This window comes from Candidatus Acetothermia bacterium, from assembly GCA_024653305.1.
Lineage (GTDB): Bacteria > Bipolaricaulota > Bipolaricaulia > Bipolaricaulales > Bipolaricaulaceae > JACIWI01.
Genome location: JANLFW010000010.1, coordinates 16,222 through 42,849, shown reverse-complemented (window position 1 = coordinate 42,849; position 26,628 = coordinate 16,222). Strand labels below are relative to the sequence as shown.

Below are 26,628 nucleotides of genomic sequence, written 5' to 3'. Positions count from 1 at the left end.
TTACGTCTCCCGATACACGATCCGTCCTCGGGTGAGGTCGTACGGGGAAAACTCCACCACCACCCGATCTCCGACCACCACCCGGATGAAGTGCTTGCGCATCCGTCCCGAGGTCACGCACAACGACTCGTGCCCGTTGTCCAACCGCACCCGGTACATGGAGTCGGGCAACACCTCGAGCACTTCGCCCCGGGCGCGGATCACGTCCTTCTTCGCCAAATCGCCTCCCAAATCCCTCCCGTCAATACCCTCGGGCCGTCGGCGGTGACCGCCACCATCTCCTCGCAGTGGGCGGCCCAGGAACCGCTGGCCGTCACCACCGTCCACCCGTCGTCCAGCTTCCGCACCGGGAGGTCGTCCCCTTTGACCATCGGCTCCGGACACAACACCATCCCCTTTCGGAGCACCGCTCCCCCGCCTGAAGCGACGAAGTTCGGGATCTGTGGGTCTTCCCACAACTTCTGCCCGATCCCATGCCCAACGTACTCCCGCACTACATAAAAGCCATGGCGGTGCACGTGCTCCTCGATGGCTCGAGACAAATCCGAAACTCGGTTTCCAAGTGTAGCCGCCCGAATCGCGGCCTGCAAGGCCCCTCGAGCCACATCAAGCAGCCGCTCCGCGTCCGGCGAAATCCGCCCAACCCCCACCGTCACCGCGGCGTCCGCGTAGTACCCGGCCCGCCGCAGGCCCAGGTCGAGCGAGATCACGTCCCCTTCCTCAAGCACCCGCCGGTCAGAGGGGATCCCGTGCACGATCTCTTCGTTCACCGAGGCGCAGAGGGCGGCCGGATACCTGCGCCCGGTCTCCAGGTCCACACGCCCGATGAACGCCGGCTCCGCCCCGGCAGCCCGAATCCGCCGCTCCGCCAGCCGGTTCAACTCTCCGGTGGTGACCCCCGGCTCCACCCGCAGCGCCACCTCCACCAGGATCTCCGCCAGGAGCTGGGCATTCTCCTCCACCAGAGCCAGTTCCCGCTCCGTCTTCAGGGCGATCATCCTTGAATCTTCGCGAGCACGTCGGCGAACACGGCCTCGGGCGGGCGCCCGGCATCCACCCGGACCAGCAGCCCTTGCCGCGCGTAATGGTCCACGAGCGGAGCGGAGTCGCGCTCGTAGACCTCGAACCTGCGGGCGATCACGTCCGGACGGTCGTCCGGCCGCTGCACGAGGTCCCCCCCACAGCGGTCGCACCGCCCCGCCACCTGGGGCGGCTGGGTGATCAGGTTGTACACCGCCCCGCAGCTCGCGCAGACCCGGCGGCTCGATAGCCTCCGCACCACCTCGTCCTTGGCGATGGCCAGGAACACCACCACGTCCACCGGGGCGAACGCGGCGAGCCCCTTGGCCTGGGCCAGGGTGCGGGGGAATCCGTCGAACAGGACCCCGCGCCGGCCATCCACCCGCTCCCGGACCATGGCCAGGATGACCTCGTCCGGGACGAGCTCACCGCGGGACATGTACCCTTGAGCAAGCCGCCCCAGTTCCGTGCCCCGGGCCACCTCGTCCCGCAACACGTCGCCGGTAGAGAGATGGAGGAGCCCGAGCTCCTGGCTCAAGCGGGCGGCGAGCGTCCCCTTCCCCGCCCCGGGGGGCCCTAAGAGGACCACGTTCCTCACCGGCCCCTCCTCCCGAGGAACGCCGCTCCCTTCACGAGCGACTCGTACTGGCGCATCACCAGGTGCGCCTCGATCTGCATGATCGTGTCGATGCCCACCCCGACCAGGATTAGGAGCGACGTGCCGCCGATCCAGAACGAGCGGATCCCGGACAGCGCCTGGAAGATGTAGGGGAGCACGGCGATCCCCGCGAGGAACAGCGCCCCCACCAGGAGAAGGCGCCTGGTCACGTCCGACAGGTACTCGGCCGTGGGTGCTCCCGGGCGAACCCCGGGGACGAACCCGCCCGCCTCACGCAGGTTCTTGCTGATTTCGTTGGGGTCGAACACCAGCGTCGAATAGAAGTAGGTGAAGAATATGATCAGGGTCACGTACGCGAGCAGGTAGGGGAGGCTTCCCGGGGCCACGTAGTTCTGGAGCCACTGCAGGTTCGGGATCCAGGTGGCGATCGAACTCGGCAGGGTCAAGATCGCCGAGGCGAAGATGATGGGGATCACGCCCCCTTGGTTCACCCGTAGCGGCAGATGGGTGGTGTGTCCGCCGTACACGCGCCGGCCGGCGGTGCGCTTCGCGTACTGGATCGTGATCTTGCGTTGCCCCTGTTGGACGATCACCGTCAAAGCAATGACCGCCACGAACACTACGATCAGGACAAGCGCCCACATCGGGTGCACCGTCCCGGCCGAGATCTCGAGATACGTCTGTTGGATCTCCGCCGGAAGCCGGGCGACGATCCCGGCGAGGATTAGCATGGAAATACCGTTCCCAACGCCATTCTCCGTGATCCGTTCCCCTACCCACATCAGGAAGATGGACCCGGCGGTGAGGGTGATGATCGAGGTCAGGAAGAACCCGGCCGTTGGTTGGGCCAGACCATAACGGATCACGAGGAAGCTCATGGCGTACGCCTCCACGAGCGCCAACGCCACCGTGCCCCACCGCGTGTACTGGGTGAGTTTCCGTCGCCCCTCACGGCCCTCCTCCTGGAGCTTCTTGAGGCGCGGGAACACCGGGATGAGGAGGGACAGGATGATCGAGGCGTTGATGTAAGGGATCACGCCCAGGGCGAACAGGGAAAACTGCTGCAGTGCCCCGCCGGTGAACAGGTTGATGAACTGGAAAAGGCCGGCCCCGAACGCGCCCGACAACACCTCGCCGAGCTGCTTCGTGTCCACCCCCGGCACCGGGATGTGCACGCCAAGCCGAAACACGAGGAGCATCCCCAGCGTGTACAGGATGCGCTTCCGCAGCTCCTCGATCGCGAACACCTGCTGGATACGGCCGAGCACGCTAGACCTCCTCCGCCTGGCCCCCCGCGGCGAGGATCTTATCCCGCGCCGCCCGGCTGAACCGGTGCGCCTTCACCACGAGCGCCTTGGTGAGCTCCCCCCTTCCGAGGACCTTGATCCCACATCGGAGATCCTTGACCAGGCCCCGGGCAACGAGGGCTTCGGGGGTCACCTCGTCTTGTGCCGAGAAGTGGGCGTCGAGGTCGTCGATGTTGACCACCGCGTACTCCACCCGGGTAGGGTTCCTGAACCCCCGCTTCGGGAAACGCATCCAGAACGGGGTTTGCCCGCCCTCAAACGCCGGCCGCACGGTCACCCCCGACCGGGACTTCTGCCCCTTCGTGCCCCGGCCCGATTCGTGCCCGCCGTGGCCGGAGCTGTAGCCGCGGCCGACCCGTTTTCGCCGGCGCTTGCTCCCCGGAGCGGGGCGCGGGTTATCTACGTCAAGCATCGCTTGCCTCCACGATCTCCTCGAGCTTCTTCCCCCGCCGGGCGGCCACCATCTCCGCGCTCTCCAGTTGGGCCAGCCCGTCCAACGTAGCCCGGGCCAGATTGAGGGGGTTCGTGGACTTGAGGGCCTTGGTGAGCACGTCCCGGATGCCGACCAAGCGGCACACCGCGCCTACCGTGCGCCCGGCGATGACCCCGGTGCCCGGATAAGCCGGCCGCAGAAGCACCTTGGCTGCGCCGAATTCGCCGATCACCTCATGGGGGATGGTCCCGTTCTGCACGGGCACTTCCAGCATGCGCTTGGCCGCATCGCGGATCGCCTGCTGCACCGCCTGGGGGATCTCCACCGACTTCCCCACCCCGACCCCGACGTGCCCGGCGCCGTCCCCGACCACCACCACCACCCGGAACCGCAGCCTTTTGCCGCCCTTGGTGACCTTGCCCACGCGACGGATGTCGATGACCTCGTTTGCGAGTTGCTCCAGGAAGTTGCCCGTCAAAATAGGAGTCCCTCCTCTCGCGCCGCTTGCGCCAGGGCCCGCACCTGGCCGTGGTAGGGATAGCCGGAACGGTCGAACACCACCCGCTCGATCCCCCGCTCCCGGGCCCGCTGGGCGATCAACTGCCCCACCCGCCGGGCCGCCTCCACGTTGGCTGAGGCGACCTGACCGCGGATCTCCGGCGACAGCGTGGATGCGGCGGTGAGCGCCCGGCCATGGACGTCGTCCACGATCTGGGCGTAGATGTGGCGCAGGCTTTTGTACACGCACAGCCGGGGCCGCTCCGGGGTCCCGACCACCCGGCGGCGGATCCGCGCCCGCCGCTTGAGTCGCTTCGCATTACGTCCCAAACCGGCCATAACCGTCATCCTTTGGCTCCAAGTTTACCCGCTTTGCGCACGATCGCCTCGCCCCGGTAGCGGATTCCCGTGCCCCGATAGGGCTCCGGCGGCCGAAACGCGCGGATGTTCGCGGCCACCTGGCCCACCAGCCGCTTGTCGATCCCCCGGACCACGATCCGCGCTGGGTCGGGCACCTCGAGCTCGATCCCGGGGGGGATCTCAAACCGGATGGGGTGGGAATAGCCGAGCTCCATGATCAGGGCCTTCCCCTCCTGGCGGGCGCGGTACCCCAAACCCTGAATCTCCAATTCCTTCTGCCACTTCTGCGTGACCCCCTGCACCATGTTGGCGATGAGGGCCCGGTACAGGCCGTGCCGGGCCCGGAACGGGGCCCGCTCCCCCTTCCGCTCCACCCGAACCTCGCCATTTTCGACCTCGACGGTCACGTACTCCGGCTCGTAGGGGCAGGCGAGCGTCCCGTGGGGCCCGTGCACCACCACCTGATCGGCGTGGACCTCCACCCGCACCCCGTCCGGGAGGCGGATCGGCTTCTTGCCAACCTTGGACATCTCCGTTCACCTCACCATATCTCGCACAGGAGCTCCCCGCCGATGCGGCGCTCCCGGGCCTCGCGGCCGGTCATGACCCCTTGAGAGGTGGAGAGGATGGCCGTGCCCAAGCCGTCCCGGGTGTTGGGGATCTCCCCTGCCCCCACGTACACCCGCCGCGACGGGCGGCTCACCCGGCGCAGCCCTCGGATGGCGGGCCGGCGGAGGCGGGTCCCCTGCTGGAGGTACTTGAGGCGCAGGCGCAGCACCGGATAGCTCTCCCCCACTTCCACCTCGTACGACTCGATGTACCCCTCCTCCTTGAGGATCCGGGCGATGGCTTCCTTCAACTGGGAAGAGGGCAACGCCACCTCGGCCGCCGACCGGGCGAGGGCATTGCGGATCCGGGTGAGCATATCGGCGATGGGGTCGCTTACGGTCACGGTCCCTCCTTCACCACGCGGCCTTCTTCACGCCGGGGATCTCCCCATTCAAGGCCAGCTTACGAAAACACATGCGACACAGGCCGAAGTCCCGGATGTACCCGCGTGGTCGGCCGCACAGCCGACAGCGGTTGTGGGCGCGACCCGGGAACTTGGGCGACCGCTGCGACTTCACGATGAGCGACTTCCTCGCCATCTTGCCTCCTAGCTTTTGCGGAATGGACACCCGAGCGCGGCCAGCAGGTGGTACGCCTCGCGGTCGGTGTGGGCCGTGGTGACGATGGTGATGTCCATGCCCTGCACGCGCACCACATCGTCGTAGGACACCTCCGGGAACACCAGTTGCTCGGTGATCCCCACCGAGAAGTTCCCCCGCCCGTCGAACGAATCGGGGGACACCCCTTTGAAGTCCCGGACCCCCGGCAGGGCCACGTGGAAGAACTTCGCCAAGAACTCGTACGCCCGTACCCCCCGCAGCGTGACCATGCACCCGATGGCGTCGCCCTCGCGGATCTTGAAGTCGGAGATCGACCGCTTGGCCCGGGTCACCACCGGTTTCTGACCGGTGATTTGGGCCAGGTTCTTCATCGCCCCCTCCAGCACCTTGGGATCGTCGTGCTTGCCCACGCCCATGTTCACCACGACCTTCTCCACCCGGGGCACCTGCATCACGTTACGGTACCCAAGCTCCTTCATGAGTCGGGGCACGATCTCCGTCCGGTATCGTTCGTAGAGGAGCATGGCCTTACGCGAACGTAGCCCCGCACTGTCTGCACTTGCGGAGCTTTTGACCTTCCGCCACGGCCACGCCCAGCCGGGTGGGCACACCGCACTCGGGGCAGATGACCTTCACGTTGGACACATGGATGGGGGCCTCTCGCTTGATGATCCCGGGCTCCCGCACGGTCTGGGTTGGGCGCTGGTGCTTGGTCACGATGTTGACCCCCTCCACCAACACCCGCTCCCGGTCGGGGAAGACCTGGAGCACCTTGCCGATCTTGCCGCGGTCGTCCCCGCTCGTCACCTTCACCCGGTCCCCCTTCCTCACCTTCCGCATGGGACCTCCTATACCACCTCCGGGGCCAGGGAGATGATGCGCATCATCCCCCGATCCCGGAGCTCCCGCGCCACCGGCCCGAACACCCGGGTCCCGATGGGCTGCATGTTCTTGTCCACCAATACCACCGCGTTGTCGTCGAAGCGCAGGGTGCTGCCGTCGGCCCGGCGGAACGCCTTCCGCGTGCGCACCACCACCCCCCGCACCACGTCTCCCTTCACGAAGTCCGAGGTGGGGATGCGCTTCTTCACCGAGGCCACCACGATGTCGCCGATCTCCGCCCGGCGTTTCTTCCCGAGCACGTTGATGCACTTCACCTCTTTGACCCCGGTGTTGTCCGCAACCACTAGCTTCGTCTCCGGGAGGATCATGGCTACCCTTCCGCGCGGCGCACGACTTCCACCAGCCGCCACCGCTTGAGCCGCGACAGAGGCCGAGTCTCCTCGACCCTCACCCAGTCCCCAACCCGAGCCTGGCGCGCCTCGTCATGCACGTAGTACTTGGTGCGGTGGCGCACCCGCTTGTGGTAGAGAGGGTTCTCCACAAGCCGTTCCTCTACCACCACGATCGTCTTCTGCATCCGATCGCTGATCACACGGCCAATCCGCTGCTTACGCATCGTGCTCCTCCCGCGCCCGCAATACGGTCAGGGCCCGGGCGACGTCCCGTTTCGTCTTCTCGATCTCCGCCGCATTCTGGAGCTGCCCTGAGGCGAGCTGAAACCGGAGGTTGAGGAGCTTCCTCTTCCAGTCCCGCACCCGATGGCGCAGCTCGTCGTCGGACAGTTCCCTTATCTCCTGGGCCTTCATCGCTCGCCTCCCCACTGAAACCGCGCCCGCAGCTGCGTGGGGATGGGGAGCTTGCCCGCCACCCGGCGATGGATCTCCTTGGCCTCGTCCTCGGATACGCCGACGAACTCGAACATGATCCGCCCCGGCTTCACCACCGCCACCCAGTCCTCCACGTTCCCCTTTCCCTTGCCCATCCGCGACTCGGCCGCCTTCTTGGTGTAGGGCTTGTCGGGGAAGATCCGGACCCACACCTTTCCCCGGTGGGTGGCTCGGGCCAGGGCGGTGCGCACGGCCTCGATCTGTTCGCTCGTGATCCACGCCGGGCTCAGGGCCTGGATCCCGAAGTCCCCGAACGCGACCTCGTAGCCGCGGGTGGCCCGGCCTTTCATCCGGCCGCGGTGTTGCTTACGGTATTTGGTGCGTTTTGGGAAGAGAAGCGGCATCTACTTCACCTCCGCCTCGGCGTGCTCCCCCAGGGTCCACACCTCGCCGCGGAACACCCACGCCTTGACCCCGATCACGCCGTACTTCGTCCACGCTTCAGCAAGGCCATAGTCCACGTCCGCCCGCAGGGTATGGAGCGGCACCCGGCCTTCCTTCATCTCCACCGTCCGCGCGATCTCCGCCCCCCCGAGCCGCCCGGACACCCGGATCTTCACCCCTTGGGCCCCGGCCGCCATCACCCGGCGGATCGTCTCCTTGATCGCCCGATAGGGGTTGATCCGGCTCTCGATCTGGAAAGCCACGTCCTGGGCCACCAGCGGGGCCTCGAGCTCGGCCCGCTCCACCTCCATGACCCCGATCCGGACCTCGCGCCCGCTCAGGCGCGACAGCTCCTCCTGCAACGCGGTGATCTCCGCCCCTCCGCGGCCGATGACGATCCCCGGGCGCGCGGCGCGGATGGTCACGGTAACCCGGCCTTCGGTGGCCCGCTCGATCAGGACCTCGGCGATCCCCGCCCCCCGGTACGCGCGGTGAATGCGCAGCCGAAGCCGGCGATCCTCCTCCGCGTACTCGGGGACCTTGGCGTCGGGGGCAAACCAATTGGAGCGCCACTTCCTCAGGACCCCAATGCGGAACCCCACCGGGTGCGTCTTGTGCCCCATCAGTCCTCCTTCTCGCCGACCACGACGGTGATGTGGCTGAGCCTCCGCCGGATGACGTCGGCCCGCCCAAATGCCCGCGGGTTCAGGCGCTTCATGCGCGGCCCCTCGTCCACGAACGCCCGCACCACCCACAACCGGTCCGGGTCCATGCCGAAGTTGTGCTGGGCGTTGGCTACCGCCGAGTTCAGCGCCTTGCGGATGATCCGCCCCGCCTTCTTCGGGGGGAAGGCCAGGATCCGCTGGGCCTCCGCCACCGGTTTGCCCCGGATCTCGTCGATCACCAAGCGCGCCTTAAGCGGGGAAACCCGAACAAATCGCACCTTGGCCATCGCTTCCCTCATCACGCCACCTCGATCACTTGGGGACCACGGCCTTCTTCTTCACGCCGCCGTGGCCGCGGAAGGTCCGGGTCGGGGCGAATTCCCCGAGGCGATGCCCGACCATCGCCTCGGTGATGCGCACCGGCACGTGGGTCCGGCCGTTGTGAACACGGATCGTCAACCCCACCATCTCCGGGGTGATCATCGAACTCCGCGACCAGGTTTGAATCTCGCTCAGCTCGCCCCGCCTGAACCGCTCGATCGCGCGCAGGAGCTTGGGGTGTACAAAAGGGCCTTTCTTCTCGGACCGCGCCATGTCACTTCCTCCTCTTGAGGATGAGGGCGTCGCTCCCCTTGTGCTTGCGGGTACGGTGGCCGCCCTTGGCCAGCTTGCCCCACGGGGTCTTGGGCACGCGGCCCTCGCCGGTGCGGCCTTCGCCGCCGCCATGCGGGTGGTCGTCCGCGCCCATCGCCACCCCCCGCACGTGGGGGCGCCGGCCAAGGTTCCTCACCCGGCCCGCCTTGCCATAGCGCACGTTCTTGTGGTCGGGGTTACTGACCCGGCCCACAGTGGCCATGCAGTCCAGGCTGAACACGCGCACCTCCCCCGAGGGGAGGCGCAGGATGGCCCGGTCCTCCTCTTTCCCCAGGACCTGGGCCACCGTCCCCGCCGCCCGCGCCACCTTGCCCCCCGACCTAGGGCGCAGCTCCACGTTGTGCACGAATGCCCCGGCCGGGACCTTTCTGAGGGGCAACGCATTCCCGGGCTTGGGCTCCGCGTTCTCCCCTGCCTCCACCACGTCGCCGACCCGCAGCTCGAGCGGGGCCAAGATGTACCGCTTCTCCCCGTCCGCATAGTGGAGGAGGGTGATCCACGCCGACCGGTTCGGGTCGTACTCCACCGAGGCCACCTTGGCCGGGATACCCTGTTTCTCCCGGGCGAAGTCGATCAGGCGGTACCGGCGCTTGTGCCCGCTGCCGCGGTGGCGGGAGGTGACCCGCCCCTGGTTGTTCCGCCCCACCGCCCGGTCCAGGGGGGCAAGCAACGCCTTCTCCGGCTTGTCCCGGGTGAGCTCGGAGAAGTCAGGGAGGATGGCGTGGCGCTGCCCCGGCGTAACCGGCTTCATCTTCTTGAGACCCATCTCATCACCCCACGATGTCGATCTTGTGCCCGGGGGCGAGTTGCACCACCGCTCGCTTCTCGCCCTTGGTCCGGCCATGCCGGCGGTCCATGCGCGTCCGCCGTGGCTTGCCCTGGCGGGTCATCGTCCACACCCGCTCCACCTTGACCCCGAACAACTCCTCCACCGCGTGGCGGACCTCCGTCTTGCCCGCGTCCGGATGCACCTCGAACGTGTACTTGCCGGCCTCCCTCAGCCGCCACGTCTTCTCGGACAGGATCGGTCGGAGGAGGATGTCCTCCGGCAGGAGCTTCCCGTCAGCCATCGCCGAGCCTCCTTGCCAATGCCTGGACGGCGCCCGTGGTGAGGAGCACCCCCTGATGAAGGAGCACCGTGTACGGGGTCAGGGCATCGGCCCGCACACAGGCCACCCCGGGGATGTTCGTGAACGACCGCACCACCCGCATCTCGTACTCCTCGGGGGAAACCACGACGAGGGTCTTCTCCGGGCAGGAGAGCTTCCCCAGCACGGCCACCGCGTCCTTGGTCCGCGGCCGCTCGAACCCGAGCCGATCGATCACCCACACCGCCCCTTCTCGATAACGGGCGGACAGGGCCGAGACAAGCGCCTTCCGCCGCATCCGCTTGGTCAGCTTCAGCTCCCAGCGGCGGGGCTGGGGCCCGAACGTCACGCCACCGTGGCGCCAGATCGGTGAGCGGATGGAGCCATGACGGGCCCGGCCGGTGTGCTTCTGGGGCCACGGCTTCCGTCCCCCTCCCGAAACCTCCCCCCGGGTCTTGGTGGACGCCGTGCCCTGGCGCCGGTTCAGGAGGTGTACCCGGACCGCCCGGTACAGGAGGTCGGTGGACACCGGGGCCCCGAACAGGGCCGCCGGGAGTTCCACCTCGGTGGGGCCGGCATCCAGATCGTCGAACCGATAGAGCTTGGCGTTAGGCATCGCGCTTCCTTATCCTGAGGAGCCCCGTCCGCGGCCCGGGCACGGAACCGCGCAGAACGAGGAGCCTCCGCTCCACGTCCACCTTCAGCACCTCGAGGTTCCTCACCGTGATCCGGTCCGCCCCATGATGGCCGGGGTACTTCTTGCCCTTGATCACCTTGCGGAACCCGGTGGGGCCGGCGGTGCCGGGGCGCCGGATCCACTTGTGGCCGTGGGACTTCGGACGGTAGCTGAACCCCCAGCGCTTGATCGTCCCCTGGAAGCCCCGCCCCTTGGAGACCCCGGTCACGTCCACCCGTTCCCCGGGGGCGAACACGTCGACCCCGAACTCTTGCCCCACGGAGAACGCGGCAGGGTCACCCACCCGCACCTCAAACAGGTGCCGCCGCGGGGAAACGCCGGCCCGGCGGAAGTGGCCGAGCACGGGCTTCGTGACCTTCCGCTCCTCCACCGCGCCCGCGCCCAGCTGGAGGGCCGCATACCCATCGCCCTCCGGGGCCTTGACCTGCACCACCACCGCCGGTTCCACCAGCACCACAGTGGCCGGAACGGAACGCCCCTCTCCATCGAACCACTGGGTCATGCCCACTTTCTTGCCGATCAGCTCCAAGGCCATGGCCTGCCCCTTACAGTTTGATCTCGATGTCGATACCGGTTGGGAGCTCGACCTCCATGAGCGCGTTGATCGTGGCCGCGGTGGGCTCCTTGATGTCGATCAGGCGGCGGTGGACCTTGCGCTCGAAGTGCTCCATGGACCGTTTGTCCACGTGCGGCGAGCGGAGCACCGTGTACAGGCGGCGCTCGGTGGGAAGCGGAATGGGACCGCTGACCTTGGCCCGGGTCGCCTTCGCCGACTCCACGATCTTGCGCACGGCGGCGTCCACCAGCTCATGGTCGTAGCTCTGCAACCGAATCCGGATCTTCTCCCTAACCATCGTACCCTCGACTCCTTAGCACCTCTTGGGCGATCTCCGTCGGCACCACATCGTAACGGGTCACCCGAAGGGCATGAATCGCCCGTCCCTGCGTCAACGACCGCAATTGGGTAGCGTACCCGAAGGTCTCCACCAGCGGGATGGCACATTGAACCACAGCCACCACCCCACGGGTTTGAATGGACCGGATTTCGCCCCTCCGGCGACCCAGATCCGAAACTACCTCTCCCAGGTACTCGCTGGGCGTGATTATATCCCCCTCGGCGATGGGTTCCAAGAGGAGCACCCCGCCTTTCTCGAGCGCCCTCCGCAACGCTTGGGTTCCGCACGCCTCGAACGCCACCTCCGACGAATCCACGGGATGGAACTTGCCACCGATGAGCACCGCCCGGAGGTCGGTCACCGGGAACCCCCCCACCGGGCTCGCCGCCAGCGCCCCCTCGATCCCGCGCCGGGCCGCGTCCACGTACGTCTGGGGCAGGGCCTCTGGGGGGACCGTCGCCTCAAACCGGAATCCCTCCCCACGAGGGAGCGGCTCGAACCGCACCCGAACCTGGGCGAATTGGCCCCGGCCGGTCAGGGTCCGCGCGAACTCCTCGGTGAGCTCCACCGGCCGGGCCAGTGTCTCCTTGTAGGCGACGATGGGAAGACCTACCCGATGGGGCACCCCGAACTCCTCCCACACCCGCCTCAGTTGAACCTCAAGGTGGAGCTCGCCCATGCCCCCCACCAGGATCTGGCCAGTGGCCTCGTCCACTCGGACGCGGAACGTCGGGTCCTCCTGGGCGATCTTGTCCAGCGCCTCGCGCAGCGCCCCCTCCTCCCGCTCTGACCGAGGCTCCACGGCCAGGAACACCGCCGGTTCGGGGAACGCAATGCGCTCGAAGACGAGCGGCCGATCGGGATCGCACAAGGTATCCCCGGTGGCCACCGGTCCGGAGGCGATCAGCCCGACGATGTCCCCGGCCAGCGCCTGGGCTAAGCGCTCCCGGCGGTTGGCGTGGAGGCGGAACAGCCGCACCGCCCGGGCCTTGCGCCCGGAGGTAACGTTCAGCACCACCTGCCCTTCGGCCAGGGCTCCGGAGTAGACGCGGGTGTAGAGGAGGCGCTCGGCGTAGGGGTCGGTGGCGACCTTGAACACCAGCGCGGAAAACGGCTCGTCCGCCGCGGCCCGCCGTGTCTCCTGCCCGCCCCCGGCCACGGCGAACCCGCGCACCGGGGGGACATCCAATGGGGAGGGGAGGAACTCCACGACGGCGTCCAACACCGGCTGGACCCCGATGTTGCCGAACGCCGACCCGCCCAGGACCGGTACCCACAGCCGGTCCACGGTGGCATGGCGGACGGCAGAGATCGCCTCCTCGACCCCAACCTCGTCCCCAGCCAGGTACAACTCGGCCACCGCGTCGGAGACCTCGGCCAGCCGCTCGAGGAGGGCCTCCCGCCATTCCCCGGCCGTGTCCGCCATTTCGGGAGGGACGGGACAGACCTCGAACTGCTTCCCCAGGGACCGCGGGTCCCAGCGGCGGGCCTCCCACCGCAGGAGGTCGATCAACCCGAGGAGCCGCCCATCCCGGTCCCGCCAGGGGATGACGAGGGGCAGCACCACCGCCCCCAGCCGCTCCTCCATGTCGTGCACGGCGCCGGTGAAGTCGGACTCCACCCGGTCCAGCTTGTTCACGAACGCGATCCGCGGCACCCGGTACCGGTCGGCTTGGCGCCACACCGTCTCCGATTGGGACTCCACCCCTTCCACCCCGGAGAACACGACCACCGCCCCGTCCAGGACGCGCAGGGAACGCTCCACTTCCACGGTGAAGTCCACGTGGCCGGGGGTGTCGATGACGTTGATCTGGTGGTCGCGCCAGGTGACGGTGGTGGCCGCGGCGGTGATGGTGATGCCCCGTTCCCGCTCTTGGTCCATCCAGTCCATCTCGGTGGTGCCCTCGTGGACCTCGCCCATGCGGTGGACCTTCCCGGTGTAGTAGAGGATGCGCTCGGTCAACGTGGTCTTGCCGGCATCGATGTGGGCGATGATGCCGATGTTGCGGACCTTACGGATATCATAGGAAGGCTCCGACATCGGCTCGCCCTTTCTCGGATGGACAAACTACCAGCGGTAGTGGGCGAAGGCGCGGTTGGCCTCGGCCATGCGGTGGGCTTCCTGTTTCTTCTGGTAAGCTCCGCCTTCCCCGCGGGCGGCGGCGGAGATCTCGCCGGCCAACCGCTCGGGCATCGTTCGCTCGGAACGGGCACGGGCGGCCTGGACCAGCCACCGCAAGGCGAGGATCGTCTGACGGTGGGGCGGGACCTCGAACGGCACCTGATAGGCCGCCCCCCCAACCCGCCGCGAGCGCACCTCCAGCTTGGGCATGCAGTTCTGCACGGCCTTGATGAACGTCTCCATCGCCGGCCCCTCGCCCCGGCGCTCCAGGATCTCGAACGCCTCGTACACGATGCGCCGGGCCAGGGACTTCTTGCCGTCCCACATCAGGTAGTTGACGAACTTCTCCACCAATTTGGACCCGTAACGCACATCCGGGGCCACGTCCCGTCCGGGGATAACCACATCGAACGTGGGCATGTCAGCCTTCCTTGGGGCGGCGGACCCCGTACCGGGAACGGCCCTGGCGGCGCCCCTCCACCCCAGCGGCATCCAGCGCCCCGCGGATGATGTGGTACTTCACCCCGGGCAGGTCCTTCACGCGCCCGCCCCGCACCAGCACGATGGAGTGCTCCTGCAGGTTGTGCCCTTCGCCGGGGATGTACGCGGTCACCTCCCGACCGTTGGACAACCGCACCCGGGCCACCTTCCTGAGCGCGGAGTTCGGCTTCTTCGGGGTGCGGATGAATACCCGGAGGCACACCCCGCGCCGCTGCGGGCAACCGGTGAGGGCCACCGACTTGCTCTTGTCCGGGTTCGGCTTGCGCCCATGGCGTACAAGCTGATTGAATGTTGACATCTTACCTCCGTTAGGATTCTAGAAGCCCTGCTCCCCTCGTTCAACTCTCCCCATCTACGGCGTCGGCCTGGCGCCGAAATCCAGTCCCCACCGGGATCTTCTTCCCTACCATCAGGCAAGGCTTGAGCCCATCGAGGTAGTCGTCCTCCCCCCGCAGGGCGGCGTCGGCCAAGACCTTGGTGGTGCGCTCGAACGAGGCCGCGGCGAGCCAGGACTTGCGGAGGAGGGCGGCGCGGGAAATGCGCAGGAGCTCCCGCTCGCCCTGGGGCAGGCGGTACTCGGTAAGGCGCACGGTGCGGGGCTCGCCGTGCAATTCCACCCGGACCTGCCGGATCCCCATCGCCACCGCCCGTTCCAGGAGCTCCCGGGTGATCGCGTCCCCGGCCTCGGCGAGGGTGGCCCCGCCGCGGCTCACCGGGGCGAGGAGCTTCGCCCCCACCAGTTCCTCGCGGCCGCGACGGATCCGCTCGTTTTCCTCGGACAGCCGCTGCACCTCCAGCTGGAACACCTCCAGGGGCACGACGTCGTTGAACAGGAACGAGGACTCCCCGGGGTCCACGATCCGCACATTGTTCAGGATCTGGCGGATCACGACCTCGAAGTGCTTGTCGTTGATGTCCACCCCTTGAGATCTGTACACCTTCTGCAGCTCCACGAGCAGGTACTCCCGGGTCTTCTGGGCCCCGGCCACCCCCATGAGGTAGTGCGGGGGGATGACGCCCTTGGAGATGGGTTCGCCCCGCTCCACCTTGTCCCCGGTGCGGACGATGGCCGTCTCGGCACACTCTACCTGGGCGCGGTACCGGAAGCGCACGGTGGCCACGCCATCCTCCACCGTGACCCGGTCCACCACCACCACCTCCCCCTGGGGGAGGTTCAGGTGGAACAGCTCCTCCCCGTGCCGCACCGGCGCCCCGTGCTCCACCCTCGGCAGGAGGTCGCCGGTGACGGGGACGATCACCGCCCGGCTGGCGGGGGCGACCACGGCAATGCTGCGATCGCCGACGAGCACGGTTCCGGCGGCCTCGGCGATCACCGCGAGCGGCCGGGAACGGGTGGTGAGCTTGCGCCCCGGCTCCACCTCCTGGCCGTCGGAGACCAGGATCTGGGCCCCGTAGGGGACCTCATACTCGAACACCTCACCCCGCTTCCCGCGCACGATCACCCGGCGCGTTCCCCCGTCCTGTTTGATCGCGACCTGCCCGGCGACCTCGGCGAGGGGGGCCTCGACGTGGTACTCCGCGGTCAACGCTTCGCCCTCCGCCACGCCCGTGCGGTGGGCCACCTTGACCTCTACCCCTTCGGGGAGGACGTACATCCGGTCCAGACCTTCCTCATCGAGCAGGGCCAAGTATCGCTGCCCGTCCTCGACGAACAGGAACGCCCGGCCATCGATGGGCGAACGAAGGGATAGGAACTTGCGGGCGTCCACCTCTTCCCCCTCGCCCACGTGGAGCAGGGCCGCCGGGACCCGCACCGTACGCGGCTCGCTCGTGATCTCCACCAGCGCCCGGCCGGCGCGGGTCGTCTCCACCTTGGTCACCCGCCCGGAGAGGGGAGCCACCGTGGCGTGGGCGGCCTTGGTGGTCTTGCGCGCCTCGAACAGCTCCTCTGCCCGCGGCAGGCCTTGGGTGATGTCCACCCCGGCCACGCCGCCGGTGTGGAAGGTACGCATGGTGAGCTGGGTGCCGGGCTCGCCGATGGATTGGGCGGCGATGACCCCCACCGCCGTCCCCAACTCCACCAACCGGTGGAACGCGAGATCCATGCCGTAGCACATCTGGCAGATCCCGCCCGAGGTCTGGCAGGCCACGGGCGAGCGCACGACGACCCGCGGCCGGACCCGGACCGTGGTCACCCCGGCCAAGCGCAGCTCCTCCGCAAGCTCCGGGGTAAGCGCCTCGTCCTGGCGGACGAGGATCGCCCCTGTTTCCGGATGGTGGACGTCCTCCACCGCCTTGCAGTAGGCGATCCGTTCCGCCACCGCGGGCGCATCCGGATCCAGATCAACCTTCAGCTGCCCCACCCGCTCGGCGGTGGCCCGGTCGATCATCGTCCCCGCCTCCACCAGCACCTCGCCGGTGGCCGGGTCGCGGATGGGCTCCGCTGCCACCCGGCCATAGATCCGGTCGGAGATGTCCTCCATCACCTCGCCCTTGGGGGAGAAGTAGAGGGGATCGATCTCCGTGCCCTGGCGCGTCCCGCAGTCCCGCTCCTTGACCACCACGTCCATACACGCGTCCACCAGCCGCCGGGTGAGGTAGCCGGCGGTGGCGGTGCGGAGGGCGGTGTCGGCGGTGCCTTTGCGCCCACCGTGGGTGGAGATGAAGTACTCGATGATGGACAGGCCCTCGCGGAAGTTGGAGATCACCGGCCACTCGATAACCCGGCCCTCGGGGTCGGCCATCGGGCCGCGCATGCCCGCCAGCTGCTTGACCTGCCCCGACGAGCCCCGGGCCCCGGAGGCGACGATCCCCCACACCGGGTTGAACGGCTTCCGCTCGAGGTTCCTCATCGTCGCCCGCTCCACCGCGTCCACCGTCTCCCGCCACACCTTGGTCACCGCCTGGAACCGCTGTTCCTCCGTGGCCAGGCCCCGGTCGTACATGTGGTTGATCCGTTCCACCTTGGCCTGCGCCTCCCGTACCAGGTCCCACTTCTCCGGCGGGATCTCGCAGTCGGGGATGGACACGGTGAGCCCAGACAGGGTGGCGTACCGGAAACCGAGCTCCTTCATGCGGTCCAGGAGCTCGGCGGTGTGCTCCCAGCCGTAGCGGAGGCAGCACTCCTCCACCTTCCGCCGCGTGCGCCGCGAGTCGAACACCAGGTTGTAGTCGCGCAGGTCCGGGGGCAGGGGTTGGTTGAGAAGGGCCCGGCCAAGGCTGGTGGCGATGATCTCCCCGTCGATGCGGATCTTGACCGGGGCGTGGAGGTCGATCACCCCCTGCTCGTAGGCCTTGAGGGCCTCATCGATGGAGCGAAACGCCTTGCCCGCTCCCTTCCCGTTGGGATCGAGGAGGGTGAGGTAGTAGAAGCCGTACACCTGCTCCTGGGTGGGAAGGGCCAGCGGGCGGCCATGGGCCGGGGACAGGATGTTCCTCGCCGAGAGCATCAGCTCCCGCGCCTCCCGCACCGCCTCTTTGGAAAGGGGCAGGTGCACGGCCATCTGGTCGCCATCGAAGTCGGCGTTGTAGGGGGGGCAGACGTGGGGATGGATCTGGATGGCATCGCCGTCCACCAACACCGGTTCGAACGCCTGGATCGAGAGCCGATGCAGGGTGGGGGCCCGATTGAGGAGGACCGGATATTCGCGGATGAGCTGGTCCAGGATGTCCCACACCTCGGGGAGCTCTCCGGCGAGGGCCTTGTTCTTGACCTCGTCGTAGTCCGAATAGGGCACGTTCTCCAGGCGGGCGAGGATGAACGGCTTGAACAGCTCCAGGGCCATCTTCTTGGGGATGCCGCACTGGTGGAGCTTGAGCTTGGGGTTGACGACGATCACCGCCCGGCCGGAGTAGTCCACCCGCCGACCGAGGAGGTGGCGACGGAGGCGGCCCTGTTTCCCTTGGATGCGCTCGGACAAGGACTTGAGGGGGCGGTTGTCCCGGCCGCGGATGGGGTTGTCCTTCTTCTCGTTGTGGATCAGGGCGTCCACCGCTTCCTGGAGCATCCGCCGCTCGTTACGGAGGATGATCTCCGGCGCCCCCATCTCCATGAGCTTCTTCAGGCGGTTGTTGCGGTTGATGATCCGCCGGTAAAGGTCGTTGAGGTCCGTGGTGGCGAACTTGCCGCCCTCGAGCTGGATCATCGGCCGGAGGGCCGGCGGGAGCACCGGCACCACCTCCAGCACCATGTCCTGGGGACGGTTGTCGGAGCGGCGAAGCTGCTCCACGACCTCGAGGCGATGGAGGATCCGCCGGCGCTCGCCCTGGTTGGCCGACCGGTCCAGCTCGTCTTCCAGCTCCTCGGCCAACGCGTCCAGGTTCAGGGCGGCGAGGAGGCGCCTCACCCCCTCGGCCCCGGTAGCCGCCTCGAACCCACCGGGGAACGCGCGCTCGTAGGCGCGTACTTCGAGGGTGGAAAGCTCTTGCCCCACCCGCAACGGCACGTTCTCCCCCACCCGCACCACGAGGTAGGCCAGGTTGTCCACCACCTCTTGGATGGGGTGGCCCTCCACCGCCTCGTACCGAGCCCGCAGCATCTCAAACATCGTCTGAGAACAGATCTCCCGCGCTGGCCGTTCGGCGATGAGCTCCCCTTCGCCCACCTCATCCCCGTCCTCGACCATGAGCTCGCAGTCCATGGTCACCGGGTACTCGTGGTGGCCGACCCCCACCGCCCGGAACGGCTCCCCGGTCTGGAGCCGGCGATCCTCAATCCTCACCCGCCCCGCCTCCTCGGCCACCACCCGTGGGGCTTGGGTCACGAGGAACGCCCGTTCTACTTGGAACGTGAATGCGCTGGCGAGGATGCGCGCCTCGGTGCCGTACAACGCCTCGCCGACCCGGACCTTGGGGGACGCGGACTGCGTCACGATGTACAGGTCCTCACGTGAGGTCTCGGTCTCGTAGTACGCGATGCGCCGCAGGTCCCGGCGCTTGATGCCCAGGAGGCGGGACAGGGGGCTCGCCACCCCCTTCAGGTACCAGAAGTGGACCACCGGGCTCGCCAGGCGGATGTGGCCCATGTTCACCCGACGCACCGAGGAGTCGGTGATGAGGACCCCGCACTTGTCGCACGTGATCCCCTCGTACTTCTTTCCCCGGTACTTGCCGCAGGCGCACTCGTAGTCGTTTTCCGGGCCGAAGATCTCTTCAGCGTAGAGCCCGCCGTGCTCCGGCTTGTGGGTCCGGTAGTTGATGGTCTCGGACTTGGTTACCTCCCCCCGGGACCAGGACAGCATCTCCTCCGGCGAGGCCAAGCCCAGCCGGATCCGCGTGATGTCATCCCCCGAAATCGCCACCCAGGATCACCTCGTCATCCTGTTTACGCCTCGCCCTTGGCCTCGCCATCGGCCGACGACCGGCGTCGATACTCCGTGGTGTAGAACCCGCTGCCTTTGTACACCACGCCGAACCGCGGGAGCAGTCGGGCCACCTCGCTTGCCCCGCAGCCCGGGCAGCGGACCAACCCCTCGCCTTTCCCAGCCTGGAGTTCGCGGAACTCCGCACCACAGCGGGAGCAACGGTAACGATAAATGGGCATGATACACCTCCTCACTTCAAGCCCTAAGGTAACGGGATCAAGCTGTAGGCTGACAACTTCCTTGGAATTCTACGCCGACCTGCGGGGGGATCAAGTCCGACCAGCGGGCCTCCCACCCCTGGCCGGGGGGGAACACGCTCATCCGATGGGTCTCCTCCTCCCACTCACACCGGAAGCGCACCGACCACGGGTGACCGGGGGCCACCCCGGCCACACGCAACGTGATCCGGGCCGCGTCGGCGATGATGCGCCGTCGTTCCTCCGGCGAGCACTGGGTCCAATCGGCCCGGACCAGGGTCAGCGGGGAACCCGGGATCGGCAGGTACAGGCGCACGTCGGTGGGGAGGAAGATGGTTTGCAGGGTGGCCTGTTCCTCCCGGGTCAACGCCATCACCACCACCGCATCCGGGGCGACGCGGTAGAAATGCCGGAACTCCAGGAGCTGGATGAGGTTCGCCGTGGCCTTGCCCTCGGCCAGGTACACCGCCAGCCGGGCCACGAACTCCGGATCGGAGAGGAGGCATCGCTGCTCGCCCCGGGGCGTTGTTGCCCCCAGCTCCCGGGCCAGACGGTCCAGCCGTTCCTCACCCGTGGACGCCCCGTCCTCCACGTCGAGGAAGACCGCCCGGTCCACCCACCCCGCGAGCTCGGCCTCGGTGGGGGAAAGGAGACGGGCGGACAGGGGACGCAACACCCGGCCCGTTAAACCCACCGCGGCGTCCAGGGCGGACAGCCCATCTGGCCCGAGGCCCCCTCGGCCCACCACCTCGCCGGTGATGACCACCTCCGCCCGCAGCCTTCGGGCCAGCCGGGCCGCCTTGCTGAGAAGCACACGCCGACAGGATCCACAGGGGAAGGGCAGCCCGTGACCGCCCAACGACAACCGGAGGTAGTCGCGCTTGAGGGTGGCCGAGCGGAACGGGTGACAAGGAAAAAGCCGCTGCGCGCTCAACCCGATCCGGTCCTCGCCTCGGAAGAACGGGGACCGAAAGTACACGAGGCGGATATCGAGACCCCCGGCCCGTTCCGCCAGCTTCACCGCGAGGGCGCTCGCGGGGCTACCGGAATACAGGGCAAGGGCGCGGATCATCCGCCTCCGTTCCTAGCGACGCGGCAAGATGAGCCCATATTTCCCATCTTCCAGGCGGAACATGACCGCCGGCCCATCGTCCACGGCGTGGAAGAACACGAGGAACTCGCGGTCGCTGCGATCCAGCTCCAGGACCGCTTCCTCAGGGGTCATCGGCTTGCGCGGGTAGTCGTCCACGACCACGATGCGCGGCCCGGTAGGCGCGGTGCGGGGGGAGGTCGGCTCGGGCCGCCCGGTCTTCCGCGGCACCCGCAGCCGCTCCTTGTACCGCACCAGCTGCCGCTGCAGCTTGTCCACCGCCTGGTCGACCGAGGCGTACATGTCGTTCGTCTCCACCGCCGCCTTGACCACCTTGCGGTTTACGAGGTACCCCATCATCTGCACCCGATGGGCGGCCCCCTCCACCTCCATGATCACGTCGAGCTTCAAAATCTTGTCGAAGTAGCGAGACAAGGTCTCTACCTTCTTCTCAACGTAGTTTTCCAGGGCATCGGAATCGGAAACGTAGCGCTCGACGATGTGGACCTTCATGATACGTTCTCCCCCTTCCAACGCGTGAATCCTACCACGTCGGGAGGCGGGCCGTCAAGGGATGTGAACTAGATTACGTTCAGCTGTGGAAATGCCGGCCAGCCGGTGGCGGAGATGGGCGATCAGGCGGCGGGTCCCCTCCGGCCCGAGCTCGGCGGCGAACCCGGCGAACGCCTCGGCCACGTACTGCCGCAAGGCCGCCCGATAAGCCAGGCCGCGGGCGAACCGCTCCTGCACGATCAGGCCCAGGTCCACGAGCTCGGTGGGCGGCTCGGCCAGCAGAGCCGCCTCGGCACAATCGATCCAGGACGCGAGCTCGCTCGTGGTGTAGGTGTTCGGCTCCCGCTCCACCAGGAACGCGACCAGCCGCCTTTTCACCGGGGGAAGCCGCCGCAGGCGCCGGAGGAGCCGGTCCACCCGCAGGAGGACCGGGCCGGGCAAGTCCGCGTCCGGGGCGGGAGGGTCCGGGTCGTCCGCGATCAGGGCCGGCGCCGGGGGCGGGTCGACCGGCCTGGCACGCGGATCCTCGCGCGGCGACGGTTGGGGCCCCACCGCGACCGGCGGGGCCACGTTCCGAGCGCGGGCGAGCGCGTCTAAGATCCGACTCCGTACCTGCCGGAGCTTCGGCGACTCCACCGCCCGGAACGACGGCGTATACCCACCGTGGAACGTGTGCCGCACCCGGATCTTGACCTTGCGGGCCGTGGACCCGGACATGAAGATGCACTCCCCCACCCCAAGTTGGGACACCGTCTCCTTGGCCTCCAGCCGGCGCCATGGGAGAAGCTCCCCGTACACGCGCATGTCCGCCTCGTGCACCACCCGGTGGAGGAACAGCATCCCGGCCTGGGTGAGGACGTCCTTCTCCACCTTGGCCGAGCGCTGGGAGATGACCACCGCCCCCAGGCCCCGCTTCCGGCCGCGGAGGGCGATGCGGGCGATGACCTCCTTGAGGTCGGTGCGCACCCCTTGGGGGATGAACTCGTGGCACTCCTCGATCCCGATCATGTACGGCTTTCTGAGCTTGCCGGCCAGGGCCCAGATACGGGTGAGGTACTCGAGCAGGAACCGCTCTCGCTCGTCGGCGAGCATGTCCGACACGTCCAAGATCACCGGGACGCCCTCGTGGAGGGAGAGGTCGGCGACCTCGCCCGCGGCGGCCATATCCAGCTCCACGTCCACGTTCTCCCCAGACCCCACCACGAGCACCTCGTACTTCTCCTTGAGGCCGAAGTACTCCCCGTCGATGTCCACGATGGACATCGGGTAGTGGGCGGTGAGGAGCTCCTCGAAGATGACCCCGGCGGTGTTGGATTTGCCGGACCCGCGGATGCCGAGGATGGCCACGCATTGCCCGACGACGTCCGCCAGCGGTAGCGCCAGGCCCGGTCCGAGGTTGAGCGCGTCCATACCGTGGCCAGGCTAGCCGGCGCGGCCGCCCTCCGCCAGGCGAGACGCGAACCGGCGAGGGGACATCGGGGACGTGACGCGCGTTACCGCTGACCTTCGAGGAGGCGGGCCGCGAGGGCGAGCGCCTCATCCCGGGTGGTGATCTCCCCGGCCAGGATCCGCTCGTGCACGGCGGAAAGCACCTGGCCGAGGCGGGGCCCTGGCCGCGCCCCCAGCGCCACGAGGTCGTCCCCGGTGATGAGCTCCCGCGCCCGGCGGATGCCGTGGATGTGCCGCAGGTGGACGAGGAGCCCCACCGACCGGGAGAGGAGGGGCCGCCACGCATCGGCCCGATGGGCGGAGGCCTCGGCGTCGCAGATCACCAAGCGCAGGAGGTCGGCGAACAAGGGGAACCGCCGCGGCAGGTCGGCGAGCGGGGCCCGTTCGTCCTCCCCTTCGCCGAGGAGGCGCACCTGCTTGCCGATGCCCATCTCCGGGAGGCGGGCCACCCGCATGTGCTCCCGCACGAGGTAGGCGACCCGGTCCACCTCACGCCGCGGGAGCCGCAGCCGCGTCAGCGCCTCCTCGGCGATGCGGGCCCCGATCCCACAGTGGCCGCCCATGTTCTCCCCCCCGGAGCGCTCCAGGGCCGCGGGCTTGCCCACATCGTGGAACAGCACCGCCAGCTTGAGAACCGGGTCGTCCCACACCCCGTCCGCCGCGCCCACCGCGGCCACGGTGTGGACCAGGACATCCCCCTCCGGGTGGTACTCCGGGGGCTGGGGCACGCCGCGCAGGGCGGCGATCTCCGGGAGCACGTGCCGGAGAAGGCCGAGCTCCTCGAGGAGGGCGACCCCGCGGGCGGCTCGGGGGGTGGCCAGGGTACGCAAAAGCTCGTCGCGGATCCGCTCCCAGGAGATGCCGGTGATGCGGGGGGCATGGGCGCGGATGGCGGCGGCGGTCTGGGGCTCGATGGCAAACCCAAGCTGGCAGGCCAAGCGCACGGCGCGCAGCATGCGCAGGAAGTCTTCGGCGAACCGCTGGTGGGGATCACCGATGGCCCGGATGAGGCCGGCCTTAAGGTCGGGGATCCCTTTCACCAGATCCAGGACCTCCCCGTCGGCGTCGGCGGCGAGCCCGTTCACGGTGAAGTCCCGTCGCCGCACGTCCTCGGCGAGGGAGCCCCACCGCACGCGGTCCGGCCGCCGGCCGTCGGCGTAGCCGTCCTCGGTGCGGAACGTGGCCACCTCGTACTGTCGGCCATCCGGGCCGACCACCACCACCACCCCGAAGCTCTCTCCCACCGTGAGGACCTTGCGGTCGGCGAACAGACGCCGCACCTCGGCCGGGGCGGCCGAGGTGGCGATGTCCACGTCCTGGGCCACGAAAGCTTCCCCCCGGGCCTCGGCCAGGACCGCGTCCCGCACCGCCCCCCCGACGAGCACGGCCTGATGGCCGGCCGCGTTCAGGCGGGCCAGGATCTCCCGGGCGTACGGGTGCCCGGCGAGCACGGACCCCACCGGAATGCGCACGGGCGATTATCGCCTGCTTGCGACCGGGACGCATCGCGGCTAGGATTCGCCGAGGTGGGAACGTATGGAACATCCGCTACTACGTGACGCCAAAGCCCACATGGCGAGGACGCTGGAGGTGTTCCGGGCGGAGCTGGGGAAGGTGCACACCGGACGGGCCAACCCGGCGCTCCTGGAGAACGTGATGGTGGAGTACTACGGCACCCCCACCCCGCTCAAACACCTGGCGAACGTGGTGGCCCCCGATCCCGACCTGATCGTGGTGCGCCCGTTCGACCGTACACAGATTCCGGCCATGGAGAAGGCGATCCTGGCCGCCGACCTCGGCCTCAACCCCCAGAACGACGGCCAAGTGGTGCGGATCAAGGTGCCGCGACTGTCGGAGGAGCGGCGGAACGAGCTCGTCAAGCTCGTCCATAAACGGGCGGAAGAGGCCAAGATCGCCCTACGCAACATCCGCCGGGACGTGCGGGAGAAGCTGGACCAGGAGAAGAAGGACGGGCGTCTCGCTGAGGACGACTACTTCCGGGTCCGGGATGAGCTCGACGAGCTGACCGCAGACCACGTGAAGAAGGCGGACGAGCTGGCGGAGAAAAAAGGCCAAGAGATGCGGACGTTGTGAGGTCAGAATGCCAGCGTGGATCTGGGTAGGGATGCGCGAAGGGGCACTGCTCGCGGTGCTGGTGGCGCTGGCCTTCCTCGCGGTGGGCTGGGAGTGGGCGGCCGGTGTGGCATGGGGGGTGGGGGTGATCGCCGCCGGCCGGCTGGTGCGGGGATGGCTCCTGGGAGCGTGGGTCCGGGAATCCCGGGGCGGGCCCGCGGCTGGGCTGGCCGCGTTCTCCCGCCAGGTGCTTCTTGGGGTGCTCTCGTTCGGCGGGATCGCCTTGGGACTGGAACCGCTGGCCGTGGCGGTGGGGCTCCTCCTGCCCACCGCGGGGCGTTGGATCTGGACGGTGCGGGTTGCTCGAGCACTTGGGTAAAGAGCTAGCCCTCCACATCCGGATCGGCGGCGTGGAGATCGCGTTCAACCTCGCCGTCATCGCGGCGGCAGTGGGGGTCACGATCGCCCTGGCCCTGGTTGCGCTGTGGCTGCGGCGAGGGCTCTCCGCGGATCCGGACGCCCCGCCGAGCCGTCGCGCCGCGGCCCTGGCCGCGGCGGTGGAGCTGGTGGAGGACCAACTCCTCGGGGGATTCACCAAGTCCTTGAGGCGGCGGCTCCTCCCCCTGATCGCCACCCTGCTCCTGTACGTGCTTCTGTGCAACTGGGCGAGCCTCCTTCCCATCCCGTACGTCGTTTCCCCAACCCAGGATTTGAACGTGACCATGGGCTTGGCCCTCATGGTGTACGGACTCACCCACTACTACGGGATCCGGGAGAAGGGGTTCTTCCGCCACCTCAGGGGGTACTTCGAGCCGTTCCCGTTCTTGCTTCCCTTGAACGTGGTCGGGGACTTCGGGCGGACGCTGTCGCACGGGTTCCGTCTGTTCGGGAACATCCTGGGGGGGGCGATCTTGACCACGATAGTCACGGAGAAGTTCGCGCCGGTGTTGGTCCCGGTGGTGCTCAACGGGTGGTTCGGGCTGTTCGCCGGCACCATCCAGGCATTCGTGTTCGCGCTTCTGGCATCGGCGTACATCCAGGTAACCGCAGAGTGAGAGGAGGAGAGAGGAAGATGGACAGCGTGATCATCAACGCAGCAAGGTACCTGGCGGCCGGGATCTGCATGGGCTTGGGGGCCATCGGCCCGGCGGTGGGAGAGGGCATCGCCGCCGCCCATGCCCTGGACGCCATGGCCCGCCAGCCGGAGATGGCCAACGTCCTGCTCCGGACCATGGTTATCGGCCAGGCCATCACCGAGACCACCGGCATCTACTCGCTTGTGGTGGCCATCGTCCTCATCTTCGTGGCCTGAGGAGGAGAGCGTGCGCTTGGAGTGGGGCACCATCGTCAAGAACATCAACTGGACGCTGATCCTAAACCTGGTCAACTTCGCCCTGCTCCTGTGGCTCCTCAAGCGCCTCCTCTGGAGGCCGGTGCTCGCTTGGCTCGACCGGCGTCGGCAGCTTGAGGAGGAGCGGCTCTTGCGGGCCAAGGACGCACAGGCCCAGGCCGAGGCCCTGCTCCGCCGGCGGGAGGAGGAATTGAGCCAGGCCAACCGCCAGGCGCGGGAGATCCTGGCCCGTGCCGAGGCCGAGGCCCAGCGGCTCCTGCGCGAGGCCCGGCGGGAAGCTCGAGACCAGGCCCAACGCATCATCGCGGAGGGAGAGGCCGCGGCGGGGCGGGCCCGGGAGGAGGCCCTGGCCGAGCTGCGCCGCGCGTACGCGGAGCTCGTCCTCCTCGGGGCTTCCCGGGTCCTGGAGCGGGAGGTGAGGCCTGCCGACCACGAGCGGCTCCTCGCCGAGCTCAGCGGGCGGATTGACCCCCGGCTCCTTCAGTAGC

The 26,628-nt window shown here is 68.3% G+C and carries 38 protein-coding genes; 5 read left to right on the top strand and 33 right to left on the bottom strand.

The window, feature by feature from the left end; translation table 11 throughout:
• The 33 genes from infA to NUV94_04965 form a co-directional block, all read right to left on the bottom strand.
• Nucleotides 1-219: a translation initiation factor IF-1 gene (infA, locus tag NUV94_05125; GenBank protein MCR4392160.1), complete on the bottom strand. Its 219-nt coding sequence runs from the start codon at nt 217-219 to the stop codon at nt 1-3.
• Nucleotides 201-998: a type I methionyl aminopeptidase gene (gene map, locus NUV94_05120; protein MCR4392159.1), complete on the bottom strand. Its 798-nt coding sequence runs from the start codon at nt 996-998 to the stop codon at nt 201-203. The genes infA and map overlap by 19 nt, the downstream gene beginning before the upstream one ends.
• A complete protein-coding gene (locus NUV94_05115) occupies nt 995-1,618 on the bottom strand; it encodes an adenylate kinase (GenBank protein ID MCR4392158.1) in 624 nt (207 codons plus the stop codon). Before NUV94_05115 ends, map begins: the two co-directional genes overlap by 4 nt.
• On the bottom strand, nt 1,615-2,907 hold the full coding sequence (gene secY / locus NUV94_05110; GenBank protein ID MCR4392157.1) for a preprotein translocase subunit SecY: 1,293 nt from the start codon (nt 2,905-2,907) through the stop codon (nt 1,615-1,617). Before secY ends, NUV94_05115 begins: the two co-directional genes overlap by 4 nt.
• Nucleotide 2,908: 1 nt before the next feature.
• Nucleotides 2,909-3,358, bottom strand: coding sequence for a 50S ribosomal protein L15 (rplO, locus tag NUV94_05105; protein MCR4392156.1), 450 nt, complete (start codon nt 3,356-3,358; stop codon nt 2,909-2,911).
• Nucleotides 3,351-3,857: a 30S ribosomal protein S5 gene (gene rpsE, locus NUV94_05100; protein ID MCR4392155.1), complete on the bottom strand. Its 507-nt coding sequence runs from the start codon at nt 3,855-3,857 to the stop codon at nt 3,351-3,353. Before rpsE ends, rplO begins: the two co-directional genes overlap by 8 nt.
• Nucleotides 3,854-4,216 (bottom strand): 50S ribosomal protein L18, encoded by a 363-nt coding sequence (gene rplR / locus NUV94_05095; GenBank protein MCR4392154.1) that lies wholly within the window; start codon nt 4,214-4,216, stop codon nt 3,854-3,856. Before rplR ends, rpsE begins: the two co-directional genes overlap by 4 nt.
• A 5-nt stretch (nt 4,217-4,221) precedes the next feature.
• Nucleotides 4,222-4,767, bottom strand: a complete 546-nt coding sequence (gene rplF, locus NUV94_05090) for a 50S ribosomal protein L6 (GenBank protein MCR4392153.1) — start codon at nt 4,765-4,767, stop codon at nt 4,222-4,224.
• Nucleotides 4,768-4,778: 11 nt separating this feature from the next.
• Nucleotides 4,779-5,189 (bottom strand): 30S ribosomal protein S8, encoded by a 411-nt coding sequence (gene rpsH / locus NUV94_05085; GenBank protein MCR4392152.1) that lies wholly within the window; start codon nt 5,187-5,189, stop codon nt 4,779-4,781.
• Nucleotides 5,190-5,199: 10 nt separating this feature from the next.
• Entirely contained in the window at nt 5,200-5,385 is a 186-nt protein-coding gene (locus tag NUV94_05080) for a type Z 30S ribosomal protein S14 (GenBank protein ID MCR4392151.1), read from the bottom strand.
• Between the two features lie 8 nt (nt 5,386-5,393).
• On the bottom strand, nt 5,394-5,930 hold the full coding sequence (rplE, locus tag NUV94_05075; GenBank protein ID MCR4392150.1) for a 50S ribosomal protein L5: 537 nt from the start codon (nt 5,928-5,930) through the stop codon (nt 5,394-5,396).
• Nucleotides 5,931-5,934: 4 nt separating this feature from the next.
• On the bottom strand, nt 5,935-6,246 hold the full coding sequence (gene rplX, locus NUV94_05070; protein MCR4392149.1) for a 50S ribosomal protein L24: 312 nt from the start codon (nt 6,244-6,246) through the stop codon (nt 5,935-5,937).
• Between the two features lie 8 nt (nt 6,247-6,254).
• Entirely contained in the window at nt 6,255-6,617 is a 363-nt protein-coding gene (gene rplN, locus NUV94_05065; GenBank protein ID MCR4392148.1) for a 50S ribosomal protein L14, read from the bottom strand.
• A 2-nt stretch (nt 6,618-6,619) separates the two neighbouring features.
• Entirely contained in the window at nt 6,620-6,865 is a 246-nt protein-coding gene (gene rpsQ / locus NUV94_05060; protein MCR4392147.1) for a 30S ribosomal protein S17, read from the bottom strand.
• A complete protein-coding gene (gene rpmC, locus NUV94_05055) occupies nt 6,858-7,055 on the bottom strand; it encodes a 50S ribosomal protein L29 (GenBank protein ID MCR4392146.1) in 198 nt (65 codons plus the stop codon). Before rpmC ends, rpsQ begins: the two co-directional genes overlap by 8 nt.
• Nucleotides 7,052-7,480, bottom strand: a complete 429-nt coding sequence (rplP, locus tag NUV94_05050; protein ID MCR4392145.1) for a 50S ribosomal protein L16 — start codon at nt 7,478-7,480, stop codon at nt 7,052-7,054. The genes rpmC and rplP overlap by 4 nt, the downstream gene beginning before the upstream one ends.
• Complete coding sequence (rpsC, locus tag NUV94_05045) at nt 7,481-8,143, bottom strand: 30S ribosomal protein S3 (GenBank protein MCR4392144.1); 663 nt, start codon at nt 8,141-8,143, stop codon at nt 7,481-7,483.
• Nucleotides 8,143-8,472: a 50S ribosomal protein L22 gene (gene rplV, locus NUV94_05040; GenBank protein ID MCR4392143.1), complete on the bottom strand. Its 330-nt coding sequence runs from the start codon at nt 8,470-8,472 to the stop codon at nt 8,143-8,145. The genes rpsC and rplV overlap by 1 nt, the downstream gene beginning before the upstream one ends.
• Nucleotides 8,473-8,497: 25 nt before the next feature.
• The gene (rpsS, locus tag NUV94_05035) at nt 8,498-8,779 is read right to left on the bottom strand and encodes a 30S ribosomal protein S19 (GenBank protein ID MCR4392142.1); all 282 of its coding nucleotides are present in this window, start codon (nt 8,777-8,779) and stop codon (nt 8,498-8,500) included.
• A 1-nt stretch (nt 8,780) separates the two neighbouring features.
• Complete coding sequence (gene rplB, locus NUV94_05030) at nt 8,781-9,605, bottom strand: 50S ribosomal protein L2 (GenBank protein MCR4392141.1); 825 nt, start codon at nt 9,603-9,605, stop codon at nt 8,781-8,783.
• 4 nt (nt 9,606-9,609) lie between these two features.
• A complete protein-coding gene (gene rplW / locus NUV94_05025) occupies nt 9,610-9,909 on the bottom strand; it encodes a 50S ribosomal protein L23 (GenBank protein ID MCR4392140.1) in 300 nt (99 codons plus the stop codon).
• On the bottom strand, nt 9,902-10,543 hold the full coding sequence (gene rplD, locus NUV94_05020) for a 50S ribosomal protein L4 (protein ID MCR4392139.1): 642 nt from the start codon (nt 10,541-10,543) through the stop codon (nt 9,902-9,904). Before rplD ends, rplW begins: the two co-directional genes overlap by 8 nt.
• Complete coding sequence (gene rplC, locus NUV94_05015) at nt 10,536-11,159, bottom strand: 50S ribosomal protein L3 (protein ID MCR4392138.1); 624 nt, start codon at nt 11,157-11,159, stop codon at nt 10,536-10,538. The genes rplD and rplC overlap by 8 nt, the downstream gene beginning before the upstream one ends.
• Nucleotides 11,160-11,169: 10 nt before the next feature.
• Nucleotides 11,170-11,478 carry a 30S ribosomal protein S10 gene (gene rpsJ / locus NUV94_05010; GenBank protein MCR4392137.1) on the bottom strand — a complete coding sequence of 103 codons (309 nt, stop codon included), beginning with the start codon at nt 11,476-11,478 and terminating at the stop codon, nt 11,170-11,172.
• Nucleotides 11,471-13,561, bottom strand: a complete 2,091-nt coding sequence (fusA, locus tag NUV94_05005; protein ID MCR4392136.1) for an elongation factor G — start codon at nt 13,559-13,561, stop codon at nt 11,471-11,473. The genes rpsJ and fusA overlap by 8 nt, the downstream gene beginning before the upstream one ends.
• A gap of 27 nt (nt 13,562-13,588) precedes the next feature.
• Nucleotides 13,589-14,062 carry a 30S ribosomal protein S7 gene (rpsG, locus tag NUV94_05000; GenBank protein MCR4392135.1) on the bottom strand — a complete coding sequence of 158 codons (474 nt, stop codon included), beginning with the start codon at nt 14,060-14,062 and terminating at the stop codon, nt 13,589-13,591.
• A 1-nt stretch (nt 14,063) separates the two neighbouring features.
• Nucleotides 14,064-14,441, bottom strand: coding sequence for a 30S ribosomal protein S12 (gene rpsL / locus NUV94_04995; protein ID MCR4392134.1), 378 nt, complete (start codon nt 14,439-14,441; stop codon nt 14,064-14,066).
• Nucleotides 14,442-14,481: 40 nt separating this feature from the next.
• Nucleotides 14,482-19,404, bottom strand: coding sequence for a DNA-directed RNA polymerase subunit beta' (gene rpoC / locus NUV94_04990; GenBank protein ID MCR4392133.1), 4,923 nt, complete (start codon nt 19,402-19,404; stop codon nt 14,482-14,484).
• Between the two features lie 23 nt (nt 19,405-19,427).
• Complete coding sequence (locus tag NUV94_04985) at nt 19,428-19,646, bottom strand: zinc ribbon domain-containing protein (protein ID MCR4392132.1); 219 nt, start codon at nt 19,644-19,646, stop codon at nt 19,428-19,430.
• Between the two features lie 37 nt (nt 19,647-19,683).
• A complete protein-coding gene (locus tag NUV94_04980) occupies nt 19,684-20,736 on the bottom strand; it encodes a hypothetical protein (protein MCR4392131.1) in 1,053 nt (350 codons plus the stop codon).
• Nucleotides 20,737-20,748: 12 nt separating this feature from the next.
• The gene (gene raiA, locus NUV94_04975; GenBank protein ID MCR4392130.1) at nt 20,749-21,267 is read right to left on the bottom strand and encodes a ribosome-associated translation inhibitor RaiA; all 519 of its coding nucleotides are present in this window, start codon (nt 21,265-21,267) and stop codon (nt 20,749-20,751) included.
• Between the two features lie 54 nt (nt 21,268-21,321).
• The gene (locus tag NUV94_04970; GenBank protein ID MCR4392129.1) at nt 21,322-22,677 is read right to left on the bottom strand and encodes a DUF87 domain-containing protein; all 1,356 of its coding nucleotides are present in this window, start codon (nt 22,675-22,677) and stop codon (nt 21,322-21,324) included.
• An 83-nt stretch (nt 22,678-22,760) separates the two neighbouring features.
• On the bottom strand, nt 22,761-24,188 hold the full coding sequence (locus NUV94_04965) for an HD domain-containing protein (GenBank protein ID MCR4392128.1): 1,428 nt from the start codon (nt 24,186-24,188) through the stop codon (nt 22,761-22,763).
• A gap of 100 nt (nt 24,189-24,288) precedes the next feature.
• Here NUV94_04965 and frr point away from each other — a divergent pair, with 100 nt between their 5' ends.
• Genes frr through atpF form a run of 5 tightly spaced genes read left to right on the top strand, consistent with a single transcriptional unit; the run spans nt 24,289 to nt 26,627 of the window.
• The gene (gene frr, locus NUV94_04960) at nt 24,289-24,810 is read left to right on the top strand and encodes a ribosome recycling factor (GenBank protein MCR4392127.1); all 522 of its coding nucleotides are present in this window, start codon (nt 24,289-24,291) and stop codon (nt 24,808-24,810) included.
• Between the two features lie 7 nt (nt 24,811-24,817).
• Entirely contained in the window at nt 24,818-25,168 is a 351-nt protein-coding gene (locus tag NUV94_04955) for a hypothetical protein (protein MCR4392126.1), read from the top strand.
• Nucleotides 25,149-25,844 (top strand): F0F1 ATP synthase subunit A, encoded by a 696-nt coding sequence (gene atpB / locus NUV94_04950; GenBank protein ID MCR4392125.1) that lies wholly within the window; start codon nt 25,149-25,151, stop codon nt 25,842-25,844. The genes NUV94_04955 and atpB overlap by 20 nt, the downstream gene beginning before the upstream one ends.
• Nucleotides 25,845-25,861: 17 nt before the next feature.
• The gene (atpE, locus tag NUV94_04945; protein ID MCR4392124.1) at nt 25,862-26,101 is read left to right on the top strand and encodes an ATP synthase F0 subunit C; all 240 of its coding nucleotides are present in this window, start codon (nt 25,862-25,864) and stop codon (nt 26,099-26,101) included.
• Between the two features lie 10 nt (nt 26,102-26,111).
• Nucleotides 26,112-26,627 (top strand): F0F1 ATP synthase subunit B, encoded by a 516-nt coding sequence (gene atpF / locus NUV94_04940; protein MCR4392123.1) that lies wholly within the window; start codon nt 26,112-26,114, stop codon nt 26,625-26,627.
• Nucleotide 26,628 lies beyond the last annotated feature (1 nt).